The organism is Pseudarthrobacter sp. 05T312 (genome assembly GCF_056396685.1).
In genome coordinates this window covers 340695-354414 of record NZ_JBFTLY010000002.1, presented here as the reverse complement: position 1 = coordinate 354414, position 13720 = coordinate 340695, and the positions used below count along the sequence as shown (strand labels likewise).

Here is a 13720-nt window from a genome sequence, read left to right as displayed (position 1 = left end):
GGTAAATCTGTTTGCCGGCGCTCAGGCCAGCAGCAGGGCCACGCCGATCATTGCCGGCACCGCCACCACGGTGGTGATCAGCACGGTGTCCTTGGCGACGGTGAGGCCGGTCTGGTACCGGCTGGCGGCCACAAACACATTCTGCGCGGTGGGCAGCGAGGACGTCACCACCACCGCGAACAGGGCGTGCCCCTCCATCCCGAGCGCGAAGCGGGCAAAGGCATAAGCCAGGGCCGGCTGGACGGCGAGCTTGAAGCCGCTGGCCAGCAGGGTGTCCACGCGCCGCCCGGCGGAGGCCTGCAGCGGGCGGGTGCCGTTCAGGCTCATCCCGAACGCCATCAGCATGGCCGGAATAGCGGCCCCGCCGATCAGGTGGATCGGCTCCATGACCAGCGCCGGTACCTGGAACCCGGTGCCTGCCACCAGCAGCCCCAGTCCGGAGCCGACGATCATGGGGTTGCGCAGGATCATCAGGAAGAAGCCCAGGACGGTGGTCCGGTGCGTGCTGGTGCTCGAGTCCAGGATCATCAGGAACGCGGGCGTGAAGAAGGCCAGCTGGAAAATCAGCAGCGGCGCCACATAGCTCGCATCACCCAGGACATATACCGCGATGGGAATACCAAGGTTCGCCGAGTTGGCCAGGGACGCGGACATGGCGGACATCAGCGATTCCGGAAGGTCCCGCTTCAGCCAGAACCTGGCCAGGACCAGGTAGATCCCGGCCGTGGCAATGGCTGCCACCGCGGTGACCAGCAGCGGTTCGGCGAAAACCTCCTGCAGGCGGGCCTTGCCCAGGGTTTCAAAGAGGAGTGCCGGGCTGGCGACGAAGAACGTCAAGCCGCTCAGGACGGGTCGGGCGTTATCACCCAGGATCCGCTGCCGGCCCACGAACCATCCCACCAGGATGATGCACCACACGACGAAGAATCCCGCGAGCACCCCTAGCAAGGATCAGCCGTTCGGGCGCGGCGGAGGCAGGGACCGGGACGCACGCTCCGGTTACAGGGTGGCGTTGTTAAGCGCGAAAGGGGGGCGCATCATGCCGGGGGTGAGGCCTTCGGCGGGGTCATTGCCCAGCTGGATGATCCGGTTGTCCTGGTCGACGTGGACCACCTTGGGCTCATAGGCCCTGGCCTCTTCGGTGGTCATTTCGGCGTAGGTGATCAGGATGACGATGTCGTTCTCGTGCATCAGGTGCGCCGCTGCACCGTTGATGCCGATGACGCCGGAACCGCGCTCGCCGGCGATGGTGTAGGTTTCAAGCCGCGCGCCGTTGGTGACGTCCACGATGGACACCAGCTCGCCGGGCAGGATGTCGGCGGCCTCGAGCAGGTCGAGGTCAACGGTGACCGAGCCGACGTAGTGCAGGTCGGCGTGCGTGACGGTGGCCCGGTGGATTTTGGACTTGAACATTGTTCGATTCATAACGGCTCCAGTCTAGACCTGCGGCCCTTTACCCGCAGTGACGCACGAAACATACGGGCCGGACACGGCTGCGCGCGGACGACGGCGGCCGGTCACCCGGCGTCGTCCGTTGCCACCGCCGCGGCAGCCGCAGCCAGGGTCTCCCTCGCTGCCAGGATGGCCGGGCGCTGGGTGCTGGAGCGGCGCACCGACGTGAAGATGGTGCGGTGCGGCTTGCCCGGAAGCTCGATCAGTTGGGCCGTGGTGCCGCGGCCGGTCCACACCAGGTCCGGCATCAGGGCAACGGCGTTGCCGGACTCGATCAGGCGGGCCTGGGCCTGCAGGTCGGCGGTTTCAAAGCGGACGTCCGGCTCGAATCCTGCGCTGCGGCAGGCCTGTTCTGCCCAGTGGCGCGATGCGGCGCCGCGGGGTTCCATGACCCAGGCCAGCTCTGCCGTGTCCTCCAGGGAACGAATGGCAGGGCCGCCGCCGGATGCCGGGGGAACGGCCAGCCGGATGGCGTCGGTGGTCAGCTTCACCTTGTCCAGTTCCGGGTAGCGCGGGGCGGCGTGTCCCGGGTACTGCTCGGCGATCACCAGGTCGAAGTCGCGCGCCCACGTTTCATGCAGCGCCGTCTCGGGCTCCCGCTGGATCATCTCGATCCGGACCTCGGGGTATGTCGCAGCCATCCGCGTCAGGGTGTCCGGCATCAGTGCCAGGGCGGCGGACTGGAACACCGCAATCCGCACCGTCCCCGTCACCGTGGTCAGCGACGCGGCCAGGTCCGCTTCCGCCTGTTCCATGGTTTCCAGCAGCTGGGCGGTGTGGGCCACCAGCACCTCGGCCTGTGGTGTCAGCTGCACCCGCCGCCCCGTCTTCCGGAGCAGTTCCACGCCCACTTCCTTCTCCAGCAGGGCCAGTTGCTGCGATACCGACGACGGGCTGTACTGCAGTGCCTCGGCCACCTCTGCGAGCGTCCCGCGGATGCTCAATTCCCGGAGCAGCCGCAGCCGGCGTACGTCGAGCATGGTGGATTCCTAACTGAAACTAACGAATATAGGTTAGAAGTAGCCACTTTATCTAACGGAATTGCACACGCATACTGTTGAAACCGAGTTACCCCCGTCACAGCCAGGTTTCTTGGCGTGCCGCGGCGGGGTCGCACCCCAACCAGGAGTTCCTGATGAGCAGCAAAGATTTGAGCCAATCGATCATGCGGCGCAAGCCCATCGATGACATCGAAGAAGAGAGCAAGCACAGCGGACTTTTCAAGTCCCTCGGGCTGTGGCAGCTCACCGCCATTGGCGTTGGCGGGATTATCGGCGTCGGCATCTTCTCCCTTGCGGGACTGGTGGCCGCCGGCAGCGAAGGCAACCCTGGCGTGGGGCCGGCGGTGCTGATTTCGTTCCTGATTGCAGGCCTCGCCTCCGCGGCCGCCGCCCTCTCCTACGCGGAGTTCGCCGGCATGATCCCGCGCGCAGGTTCTGCCTACACCTACGGCTACGTTGCCCTGGGCGAGGTGATCGGCTGGTTTATCGGCTGGGACCTGCTGCTGGAATACATCGCCATCGTGGCCGTGGTGGCCATCGGCATCTCCGGCTACCTGGACGCCTTCCTGGCCGGCATCGGCATCCACATGCCCACCTGGATGACGTCCACATGGGATGAAGGCAAGGGCGGCATCGTCAACATTCCCGCCATCCTGGTCTGCCTCCTGGTGACCTGGATCCTGTCCCGCGGCACCAAGGCCTTCGGCAGGTTCGAACTCGTCGCTGTGGCCATCAAGGTGGTCCTGATCCTGTTCATCATCGGGCTGGGCGTCTTCTACATCGACACCAACAACTACAACCCGTTCATGCCCAGCGGCTTCGGGCCCGTTGTGGCCGGCTCCGCCACGGTGTTCTTCGCCGTGTTCGGCTACGACGCCATGAGTACCGCGGCCGAGGAAGCCAAGGATGGCAAGAAGCACATGCCTAAGGCCATCGTGCTCTCGCTCATCATCGCCATGCTCCTCTATGTTGCCGCCACCCTGGTCCTCACCGGCATGCAGAACTACAAGGACATCGACCCCAAGGCCGGGTTCGCCTCCGCCTTCACGTCTGTGGGCCTGCCCGTCATCGCCACCATCATTTCGGTGTTCGCGGTCCTGTCCATCCTTACAGTGATGCTCACCTTCCTGCTCGGCGTCACCCGGGTCTGGTTCTCCATGAGCCGTGACGGCCTGCTCCCCGGCTGGTTCGCCAAGACCGACCGCCACGGCACCCCGCAGCGCGTCACCTGGATCGCCGGCGTCGCCTCCGCCTTCCTGGCCGGCGTCTTCCCCATCAAGGCAGTCGCGGACCTTACCAACATCGGCATCCTGGCCGCGTTCGTCGTCGTCTGCCTGTCCGTGATCATCTTCCGTTACAAGCGGCCTGATGCTCCCCGTACGTTCCGCCTCCCCCTGATGCCCGCGATCCCGGCCTTCGGCGTCCTGGCCTCCGCCTTCCTGATGCTGCAGCTGCACTGGGAAACCTGGCTGCGGTTCGTGGTCTGGCTGATCATCGGCTTGGTCATCTACTTCGGCTACGGCCGCAAGCACTCGCTGATGAACCCCAACAGCCCCCGCCATGAGGAACTCGCAGAGCTGCACCGCCCGCTTTCCTGACCTCTCCCCGGACGCGCCATCACCTTCTGCCCGTTTTTCCCCAACGCCCCATCAGATAATGCGGCGTCCAGCCGAACCCTCTCCCACATTCCGTGGGGGAGGGTTCGTTGCTTTCGGCGGGAGGTGATGGGGCGTTGGCGGTTTGGGGGCGGGATGTGATGGGGCGTTGGCGGTTTGGGGGCGGGAGGTGATGGGGCGTTGGCGGGGTGGTGGCGGGAGGTGATGGGGCGTTGAGAGGTGGATAAAACATTGGGTTTCCTAACCTGTATTGGTTGGAAAAGATCGCTTTATCTTATGTGAGTTGAAGCTCATACTGGTGGAAAGACCTCCCAGAACACCAGAAAGATCGGGAAAACAATGACCCACGTTGCAATGGAACAGGCAGTCGCAAAGGCGGCCACCCCGCAGACTGTCGACGTCGACGTCCACCAGGCCAAGACCCTCGCCAATGAAGCGGTGGCCCTGGTCCGGCGCTGGCTCACCGAGGCCGCCAAGGTTCCGGTGGACCCCTCCGCCCAGCAGCTGGCCGGCGTCCTGAAGGACCCGAACGGCCTGGACTTCACCGTGGGCTTCGTGGACGGCGTGGTCCGCCCCGAGGACCTCAACGTCGCCGCCCGCAACCTCGCCAAGCTCGCGCCCAAGGTTCCCGCCTTCCTGCCTTGGTACATGCGCAGCGCCGTGGCGCTTGGCGGCACCATGGCCCAGGCAATGCCAAAGGTGGTCATCCCCATCGCCCGCAGGGTCCTCCGCGAAATGGTGGGCCACCTGATCGTGGACGCCACCGACGCCAAGCTGGGCCCCGCTATCGCCAAGATCAAGAAGGACGGCATCAAGCTCAACGTCAACCTCCTGGGCGAGGCAGTCCTCGGCGAGCACGAAGCCTCCCGCCGCCTCGAGGGAACGCACACGCTGCTGGCGCGGCCCGACGTCGACTACGTCTCCATCAAGGTCTCCTCCACTGTGGCCCCGCACTCCGCCTGGGCCTTCGACGAAGCCGTGGAACACGTCGTCGAAAAGCTCACCCCGCTCTTCCGGCGCGCCGCCTCCTACTCCGGCAGCGGACAGAAGAACAAGTTCATCAACCTGGACATGGAGGAGTACAAGGACCTGGACATGACCATCGCGGTCTTCACCCGGATCCTGGACAAGCCTGAGTTCCAGGACCTCGAGGCCGGCATCGTGCTCCAGGCCTACCTCCCGGATGCGCTGTCCGCCATGATCCGGCTGCAGGACTGGGCCGCAGAGCGCCGCGCCAACGGCGGCGCCGGCATCAAGGTCCGCGTGGTCAAGGGGGCCAACCTGCCCATGGAGCAGGTTGAAGCCTCGCTGCACGACTGGCCGCTGGCCACCTGGGGTTCAAAGCAGGACTCGGACACCAGCTACAAGAGCGTCATCAACTACGCGCTGCACCCCGAGCGGATCAGGAACATCCGGATCGGCGTGGCCGGCCACAACCTGTTCGACATTGCCTTCGCGTGGCTCCTGGCCAAGCAGCGCGGCGTTGAATCCGGCATCGAATTCGAGATGCTGCTGGGGATGGCGCAGGGCCAGGCCGAGGCCGTCAAGAAGGACGTCGGCTCCCTGCTGCTCTACACGCCGGTGGTGCACCCGTCCGAGTTCGACGTCGCCATCGCCTACCTGATCCGCCGCCTGGAAGAAGGCGCCAGCCAGGAAAACTTCATGTCGGCAGTCTTCGAGCTCAGCGAAAACGAAGGGCTGTTCGAGCGCGAGAAGCAGCGTTTCCTCTCCTCGCTGGAGGCACTGGACAACACCGTTCCCCTGCCCAACCGGCGGCAGGACCGGAACCTTCCCCCGGAGGCCATGCCGCACACCGGGTTCCGGAACACCCCGGACACCGATCCCGCACTGCCGGCCAACCGCACCTGGGGCCGGGCCATCCTTGAACGCGTCCCGTCCTCCACGCTGGGCGACGCCTCGGTGAAGGCTGCCTTCATCAATGACGAGGACACCCTCAACTCGGCCATTGCCAACGCCGTGGAGAAGGGCAAGGCCTGGGGCGGGCTGTCCGGCAACGAGCGCGCAGACATCCTGCACCGCGCCGGGGAGATCCTGGAAGCCCGCCGCGCCGACCTGCTCGAAGTCATGGCCAGCGAGACCGGCAAGACCATCGACCAGGGCGACCCCGAGGTCAGCGAGGCCGTGGACTTCGCCCACTACTACGCCGAATCGGCGCGCAAGCTGGACATGGTCGACGGCGCCACATTCGTCCCAGCCAAGCTCACCGTTGTCACCCCGCCCTGGAACTTCCCGGTCGCCATCCCGGCAGGGTCCACCCTCGCGGCACTCGCCGCCGGCTCCGCCGTCGTCATCAAGCCCGCCAAGCAGGCCGCCCGCAGCGGCGCCGTCATGGTCGAGGCGCTGTGGGAGGCCGGCGTGCCCAAGGGTGTCCTGACCATGGTGCAGCTGGGGGAGCGGGAACTCGGCACCCAGCTCATCAGCCACCCGGCCGTGGACCGCGTCATCCTCACCGGCGGCTACGAAACCGCCGAGCTGTTCCGGTCCTTCCGCAAGGACCTGCCGCTGCTGGCCGAAACCAGCGGCAAGAACGCCATCATCGTCACCCCCAGCGCCGACCTGGACCTCGCCGCCAAGGACGTGGCCTACTCAGCGTTCGGCCACGCCGGCCAGAAGTGCTCGGCCGCCTCGCTGGTGATCCTGGTAGGTTCCGTGGCCACCTCCAAGCGGTTCCACAACCAGCTGATCGACGCCGTCACCTCCCTCAAGGTGGGCTACCCGCAGGACCCCACCAGCCAGATGGGCCCCATCATCGAACCCGCCAACGGCAAGCTCCTCAACGCCCTCACCACCCTGGGCGAGGGTGAGAACTGGGCCGTTGAACCGAAGAAGCTGGACGATACCGGCCGGCTGTGGAGCCCGGGCGTGCGCTACGGCGTCAAGCGTGGCTCCTACTTCCACCTGACCGAGTTCTTCGGCCCGGTCCTGGGCGTGATGACCGCCGACACCCTGGAAGAAGCCATCGCCATCCAGAACCAGATCGAATACGGCCTCACGGCAGGCCTGCACTCCCTCAACTCCGAGGAGCTGGGCATCTGGCTGGACACCATCCAGGCCGGCAACCTCTACATCAACCGCGGCATCACCGGGGCCATCGTCCAGCGCCAGCCCTTTGGCGGCTGGAAGAAGTCGGCGGTCGGCGCCGGCACCAAGGCCGGTGGACCCAACTACCTGGCCGGCCTGGGCGACTGGCTCCCCGCAGAGGCATCCGCCAAGGCTCCGGTAGCCAACGCGGCCGTCCGCCGCATCCTCAACGCCGCAGGTCCCGCCCTTGCACCGGCGGAACTCGAGTCCGTCCAGCGCGCCCTGGCATCCGACGCCGAAGCCTGGGCTGACGAGTTCGGCACCGCCAAGGACGTCTCCGGGCTGGGCGCCGAGCGCAACATCTTCCGCTACCGCAGCCTGCCGGTCACCATCCGCCTCTCCGAAGGTGCGCCGCTGGCACAACTGGCCCGGACCGTGGCGGCCGGCGTGCTGGCCGGTTCGGCACTCACCGTGTCCACCGCCGTCGAACTTCCCGCCCAGCTGCGCTCTGTGCTCACCGCACAGGACATCGACGTGACGGTGGAGTCCGACGCCGGCTGGCTGGCTTCCGCCGGACACCTCGCCGCAGCGGGCAAGCTGTCAGGGGGACGCATCCGCCTGATCGGCGGCGACGCCTCCGCGCTCGCCGAAGCCACCGGCGGCCGTCCCGACCTGGCCATCTACGCCCACCCCGTCACGGAGGCGGGCCGCGTGGAGCTGCTGCCCTTCCTGCATGAGCAGGCCGTCAGCATCACCGCGCACCGGTTCGGCACCCCGAACCACCTCTCGGATGCCTTGATCTAGCGCCTGCGGGCACAAAAAAGTCCGGCGGTTGGGTTTGTTCTCACAAGCCCAACCGCCGGACCTTTTTGTATGTCAGCTAGCCCAGGTACCAGCCGGGTGGGGTCCAGGTAACCGGGACGCTGTGGGCGGAAAAGTCCTCGCAGCGGGTGCAGGTGTAGGCCACCTCGCCAAGGGTGGACACTGTTCCGTCGCGCCGGTAGGTGGGCGGGATGTACGACTCGAGGTAAACGAACTCGTCCGTACGGCACTTGTCGCAGGTGGGTTTCCCCACATATCCGGAGTCCACGGAGGCGTGGCCGGTTCCAAGGGTGTTCTTGCGGGTGGACGGCCGTGCGGTGGAGTACGGGCGTGCGTGCGCAGAACCTGGGTGGATGTTCCTGGCTGTCGTCATTGGCTGCCTGTCCCAAGCGGTGGTTTCCGGCATGCGGATACGCGCTTGCTTCGGTGAACCGGCCTGCTGCTTGACCTTGGAAAACCAGCATAGGTGATGCCACTTCCCCTATCAATGGACACGGCCCCCCTAACTCCCCTAAATGCTGGAATTTGGGCCGCTGGAGAGTTAAGTTTGGCGGTTAATGGTCCGTCCCACGATCGATTGGGTGAGGGCATCAATCACCTCGGCGTTGGCCAGCGGGTTGCGGATCAGGGTGAAGTCCACGTCCCCCACCGCGGGCAGGTCGAACCGCCGGGTGATGATCTTCAGGTCTTCGGGCACCAGCGACGTAGGCATGACCGCAACCCCGATGCCCGCCCTGACCGCCGCCAGGACCCCGCTGATCTGGCGGGTGGTGCAGGTGATCCGCCAGGTCCTGCCGTGGGCCTCCAACGCATCGATGGCCAACTTCCGGCTGAGGCTGGGCGCGGGATAGGCGATCAGGGGCACCGGACTGCCCGGTTCCATCACTGTCTGTTCCAGGCCCACCCAGGAAAACGAATCATGCTGGACCACCGTGCCGTCCTTGGCTCCGGCAACCCATTTGACGAAGACGAGGTCCAACTGCCCGGCGTTGAGCTTGCGGTACAGCTGGTCGCTCTGGCCCACCGTCAATTCCAGGTTGATCTGCGGATAGATCTGCCGGAACTCGCGCAGGATCCGGGGGAGTCCGGTGATCGCGAGGTCGTCAGCCGTTCCGAACCGCAGCCGCCCGCGCATCGCCGACCCCGAGAAATAGCGGGCCGCGGCGTCATGCGCTGACAGGATGCTGCGGGCAAAACCGGCCATGGCGTCGCCGTTGTCCGTAAGCCGGACGTCCCGGGTGTCCCTGGTAACCAGGCTGCGCTTGGCGGCGGCCTCGAGTTTGCGGATGTGCTGGCTGATGGTGGGCTGCGCCAGGCCCAGGCGGTCGGCAGCCTTGGTGAAGCTCAGGGTGTCGGCCACGGCCAGGAAGGACCGCAACTGTGCTGGGTCGAACATTTGTGGCTCCACTGTCCTTCCGGGCGGGCATCCATTGCGTTTCGCAATACGAGTTATAGGGACCATACCTCTCCATAATCGGCTCGGCCAGCCCTAGCGTTAAGGACATCCCAGACCGCCCGCAATTTTGAGGACACTCCTGTGGCACCGCCTCCCCCTTCGTCGGCATCCGTTTCCCAGCCAGTCATCGATGCGGCGGTTGCAGCGCCGCCGGAGAACCAAACCCAGCCGCTGCCAGTCGTCGCCGAGCGGCTGCCCTGGAAGCACACCTTCATCTCCTTGAAGGTGCCCAACTTCCGGATCTTCGCCGCCGGCCACTTCATCGCCGTGATCGCCATCTGGATGCAGCGGATCGCCCAGGACTGGCTGGTCCTGCAGCTGTCCGGGTCAGTGACGGCAGTAGGGGTGACCGTGGCACTGCAGTTTCTGCCGTCCCTGCTGCTGGGTCCGTGGGGCGGCATGATCGCGGACCGGTTCGCCAAGCGGAGGATCCTCATCCTGTGCCAGAGCGTGGCCGCCGTCCTGGCCGCGTCGTTGGCCACGCTGGCCCTGACCGGCGTCATCATGGTCTGGCACGTCTACGCCATCGCCCTGGTCCTGGGCCTGGTGACGGTCCTGGACCAGCCGGCACGCCAGGTGTTCGTCAACGAGCTGGTTGGTCCCCGGTATCTGCGGAACGCCATCAGCGTCAACTCCACCACGTTCCAGCTCGGCGGCCTGATCGGTCCAGCCATCGCCGGCCTGCTGCTGACCGCGGTGGGGGCCGGCTGGGCTTTCGCGGCAAACGCCGTGGCCTGCTGCTCAACGGTGGTGATGCTCCTGCTCCTGCGCAAGGACAAGTTGTACGTCAACGCGCCCACCCCCAAGAGCAAGGGAATGCTCCGGGAGGGCCTGCGCTATGCCCTCAGCAAGCCCACCATCTACTGGCCGTGGCTGATGGCCGGCTTCATCTCCGTTTTTGCGATGAGCCTGCCGGTGCTTCTGGCCGCCTTCGCTGACCACGTTTTCGAGGTGGGCGCCGGAGGGTACGGGCTCCTCAATGCCCTGGTGGCACTCGGCGCCCTGTCCGGCGCGGTGGCATCGACCCGCCGGAGGCAGTTGCGCCTGCGGTCAGTGGTGTTTTGCGCCGGCATGTACGGACTGATGCTCTGCCTGGCAGTCCTCGCCCCGTCCATGGTGTGGTTCGGCGCCGTCATGGTGCTGTCCGGCTTCTGGTGCCTGATGTTCCTGACCGGGTCCAACCAGCTGGTGCAGGTCAGTTCCAACATGGGGATCCGCGGCCGCGTGATGAGCCTGTACATCATGGTGCTGATCGGAGGGCAGGCGCTGGGCGGGCCCATGCTGGGGTGGATCGCGGAACACGCTGACCCGCGCGTGGCCCTGCTGGTATCCGGCGGCGTGCCCGCTCTCGCGGCCCTGACCGTAGGCGCGATCCTGGCACGGAAGGGTGGCCTGACTGTCAGGATGCATGTGAAGGACCGTTGGCCGTTGAGGATCGTCAGCAGGGAGGCAGGAGCTTAGGGAACGCCCCTGGGAGGCTCCACTGAGCGGGAGACACAAGACCCCGCCATCGGTTTCGATGGCGGGGTCTTGTGCGTGGGCCCAGCAGTTTCCTGGTGCTGGTTTACTTCTTCTTCGCCGCTTTAGTGGGTGTGGCGTCCAGGGAGCCGGCAGGGGCAGCTGCGGCCCTCTTGTCTGCGCGCTTTTCCTTGATGGACTTTCCGGACTTCTTTGATGCCGTTTGACGCGGGGACTTATCAGCCATGATTGCTCCTGTAGCGGAACCGCAAAAGGTTCCATACTGCAGACCATACACCTCGGCGGGAAGCCCTTGGGCGTGCGCTGCCGGAGGACCTGAAAGAGCGGCTGACGGGAATCGAACCCGCGTATCAAGCTTGGGAAGCTAGCGCTCTACCATTGAGCTACAGCCGCAATGCCCTCGCTCGCGCGGGGCAGAACTTAGCTTAGCGCAGATCTGCGGGCTCCCCGCCAACCCGGACCGACGGCCGCGCCGTGTCCCGCGAACCGCGGCGTCATCCAGTAACTCTTCAATAACGTCCGCGCTCCCGGCTAGGCCTCGGCGTTAGGCGGTGGCTAACCTGATCCGGGTAGCGGCCGCTTTGGGGGAGGCAGCTACTGCGGGCAGCCGACGTCAACCACAGGAATTTCTTCATGGCAATCGCAGAGCACGAGGTCCTCATAGAGCGCGACGCCATGGCCGTCTACCAGTACCTCCTTGACGCCACCAACCTTCCCGCCTGGCGTAGCGACGTCCGCAGCGTGAAGCTCGTGCAGGGCCCGGCCGAAGCCAGGGGCGCCGTCTACCGGAAGATGGTGGCCGGACGCTCCGGCCTGAGTATTCCCGCCGAGTTGGAGATCACCAATGTCCGGCCGGGCGCCGAGATTCAGTTCCACGTGATTTCCGGTCCTGCCACCCGGTGGGGCGGCTACTACCTCAGCACCGAGGAGGCCGGAACCCGGGTCCGGTTTTCCATGGAGGCCAAACGGGAGGGTCGGTTCGGGGCCCTCGGCAGGTGGCCCTTCTTTAACGGGATGCTCCAGCGCCGGGTCAGTTCCGATGTGGCCCAGCTGGACCGGCTGAAGAACGTGCTGGAGCTCCAGCCGGCCATCTGAGCCGATCCCCTTCGGCTTTACTGCGCCAGCCGCTGCCCGGTCCACGGCCCGGCAATGTTCGACGGCGACGCGAGGCTTCCGGAGCCCAGGTCCCAGTACTGCACAGTGTCATTGGCGCGGCGGAGTGCCACGCCCCTGGTGTTCATGCCGGTGGCATCACGCAGGGACCGGATTCCGGTGACGTCCGCCCAGCCGGTGGCAACCGTGGCCCGGGCCTCGGCGCGGAGGGCGGTGCTGCCCCACCCACGGTAGAGCTGCACAGTGCCGTCGGACCGCAGCCCCAGGATGTCCTGGAAGCCGTCGCCGTCGTAGTCCACCATCGCGAGCCGCGACGCATAAACACCAGTGGCCACCGTCACGCGTTCGGCAATATCGCCGGTGCCCTTGTTGCCGTAGAGGTAGAGGTTTCCAGCGCCGTCCAGGGCCAGGATCTGCGGCATCCGGTTGTTGGCGCACCAACCGCCCACGGCAAGGGTCAGGGTGTCCCATCCGCCCACGCCCAGGGTAATGGGCGACTGGAACCCGCCGCTGGGGATGCCCCGGTGAAGCGTGAGGTTGCCGTTGGCCCATTGGGTCAGGACGTCATAGGCGCCATCGCGGTCCCAGTCGGTGACGAAGACTTCCTTGGCGCCGCTAAAGCCTGCGCCGATTACCCGGGCCGCGGCATAGGTGCGGGGCCCGGTGGACGCCCGGTCCAGGAGCTGCCCGGCGGAGTCGATGGACACGAGGTCGGCAGGGCCGGTGATTGCGGCGGCGGCCAGGTTGAGGGTGGGCGGCATGTGCTTCACGGGAGCGTCGCACAGGCTTGGCGGTGACGGCGGGAAAGCATCGCCCGACGCCGAACCGCCCGGTGAATCGAGGGTGCCTGCCGGCAGTGTGGTGTACCCGAAGAAGTTCACCACACCCCAGATCTGGTAGGTGGAGTTGGTGTAGGAGATGCCGGCGCCCATCACGTTGAAGCGCGGGTCAAGGAGCATCGCGTTGTGGCCGGGTGAACCCTTCCACCATTCCACCAGCTGGGCTGCATCCCGGTCGGTGCGGATGGCGATGATCTCTCCGGCGCCGTTGTTGGGATTCAGGGCCCGGGGATCGGTCCAGAAGCTTGCCCGGTGCTCGACCACCTCACGGGTGGCGATGTTGTTGGACCACTCCTGTGACATCCCGGCCACGGTGGGGTGGTACTTCACCTTGTTCAGGCCGTTGGCCACGCGGTACTCGTTGATCTTGGTGAAGACGGTGAGGATGGCCGCTGAATTGTTGTCCGGAACCAGGGCTTCCGTGGACACACCCGGGGCGGCCGGTTCCGGGGCCGTGAGCCGGGTGGCCGGGGGTGACGCCAGATCCTGGTCCGGCGCCCAGAGCGGCGGGATGGATACGGTCTGGGGAGCGGACTCCACGGGGGATGCCACAGGTGCCGGCAGGGGCGCAGATTCGGTGGCGGCCTGGACCGCGGGTGTGGACGGGGCAGCAGGCGCGGGGGTGGGTGCCGGCGCGGGCGCGGCATCCGTCAGCGGCGAAGCCACCCGGATGTCCGGGTCCACGGCCGGGGTGAGGCGCCCGGTGGAAGCATCGCCAGCAGTGGAGGCACCGCCGCCATGCACCAGCGGAGCCGCAAGCGAAATGCTCGCCGCCCCCGCCTGGCCCAGCGGCAACGGCGAGGGTGGTGCGGTGGCTGAAGACGAGACCAGCGCCAACGCACAGAGCACGCCAAGAACAGACGGTGCCACTAATTTATTCACAACATCCCCAGCTCTGTT

The 13720-nt window shown here is 66.2% G+C and carries 11 protein-coding genes and 1 tRNA gene; 4 read left to right on the top strand and 8 right to left on the bottom strand.

The annotated features are described in order from the left end of the window. Positions 1–21 precede the first annotated feature (21 nt). The 3 genes from AC1DIP_RS05755 to AC1DIP_RS05745 form a co-directional block, all read right to left on the bottom strand. Positions 22–948: an AEC family transporter gene (locus AC1DIP_RS05755; RefSeq protein ID WP_477733175.1), complete on the bottom strand. Its 927-nt coding sequence runs from the start codon at positions 946–948 to the stop codon at positions 22–24. 51 nt (positions 949–999) lie between these two features. Then, positions 1000–1425 carry an aspartate 1-decarboxylase gene (gene panD, locus AC1DIP_RS05750; protein WP_440166843.1) on the bottom strand — a complete coding sequence of 142 codons (426 nt, stop codon included), beginning with the start codon at positions 1423–1425 and terminating at the stop codon, positions 1000–1002. 92 nt (positions 1426–1517) lie between these two features. Next, positions 1518–2432, bottom strand: coding sequence for a LysR substrate-binding domain-containing protein (locus AC1DIP_RS05745; RefSeq protein WP_476207755.1), 915 nt, complete (start codon positions 2430–2432; stop codon positions 1518–1520). Between the two features lie 155 nt (positions 2433–2587). Between AC1DIP_RS05745 and AC1DIP_RS05740 the strand changes: the two genes are divergently transcribed. Together AC1DIP_RS05740 and AC1DIP_RS05735 are read left to right on the top strand one after the other, a co-directional pair. Beyond that, the gene (locus AC1DIP_RS05740) at positions 2588–4051 is read left to right on the top strand and encodes an amino acid permease (RefSeq protein WP_477733174.1); all 1464 of its coding nucleotides are present in this window, start codon (positions 2588–2590) and stop codon (positions 4049–4051) included. Positions 4052–4408: 357 nt separating this feature from the next. Beyond that, positions 4409–7915 (top strand): bifunctional proline dehydrogenase/L-glutamate gamma-semialdehyde dehydrogenase, encoded by a 3507-nt coding sequence (locus AC1DIP_RS05735; RefSeq protein WP_477733173.1) that lies wholly within the window; start codon positions 4409–4411, stop codon positions 7913–7915. Between the two features lie 76 nt (positions 7916–7991). Here AC1DIP_RS05735 and AC1DIP_RS05730 read toward each other — a convergent pair whose 3' ends face one another. Together AC1DIP_RS05730 and AC1DIP_RS05725 are read right to left on the bottom strand one after the other, a co-directional pair. Next, on the bottom strand, positions 7992–8306 hold the full coding sequence (locus AC1DIP_RS05730) for a hypothetical protein (protein WP_477733172.1): 315 nt from the start codon (positions 8304–8306) through the stop codon (positions 7992–7994). Between the two features lie 168 nt (positions 8307–8474). Continuing rightward, complete coding sequence (locus AC1DIP_RS05725; RefSeq protein WP_476207749.1) at positions 8475–9329, bottom strand: LysR substrate-binding domain-containing protein; 855 nt, start codon at positions 9327–9329, stop codon at positions 8475–8477. A gap of 141 nt (positions 9330–9470) precedes the next feature. Between AC1DIP_RS05725 and AC1DIP_RS05720 the strand changes: the two genes are divergently transcribed. Next, entirely contained in the window at positions 9471–10850 is a 1380-nt protein-coding gene (locus tag AC1DIP_RS05720; RefSeq protein ID WP_477733171.1) for an MFS transporter, read from the top strand. Between the two features lie 103 nt (positions 10851–10953). Here AC1DIP_RS05720 and AC1DIP_RS05715 read toward each other — a convergent pair whose 3' ends face one another. Together AC1DIP_RS05715 and AC1DIP_RS05710 are read right to left on the bottom strand one after the other, a co-directional pair. Next, on the bottom strand, positions 10954–11094 hold the full coding sequence (locus AC1DIP_RS05715; protein ID WP_476207747.1) for a hypothetical protein: 141 nt from the start codon (positions 11092–11094) through the stop codon (positions 10954–10956). A 96-nt stretch (positions 11095–11190) separates the two neighbouring features. Then, positions 11191–11261, bottom strand: a tRNA-Gly gene (locus tag AC1DIP_RS05710). A 240-nt stretch (positions 11262–11501) separates the two neighbouring features. Between AC1DIP_RS05710 and AC1DIP_RS05705 the strand changes: the two genes are divergently transcribed. Continuing rightward, positions 11502–11963, top strand: coding sequence for an SRPBCC family protein (locus AC1DIP_RS05705; protein WP_476207746.1), 462 nt, complete (start codon positions 11502–11504; stop codon positions 11961–11963). 17 nt (positions 11964–11980) lie between these two features. On the opposite strand, the gene AC1DIP_RS05700 is transcribed toward AC1DIP_RS05705, so the two are convergent. Continuing rightward, positions 11981–13690 carry a CAP domain-containing protein gene (locus AC1DIP_RS05700; protein WP_477733170.1) on the bottom strand — a complete coding sequence of 570 codons (1710 nt, stop codon included), beginning with the start codon at positions 13688–13690 and terminating at the stop codon, positions 11981–11983. Positions 13691–13720 lie beyond the last annotated feature (30 nt).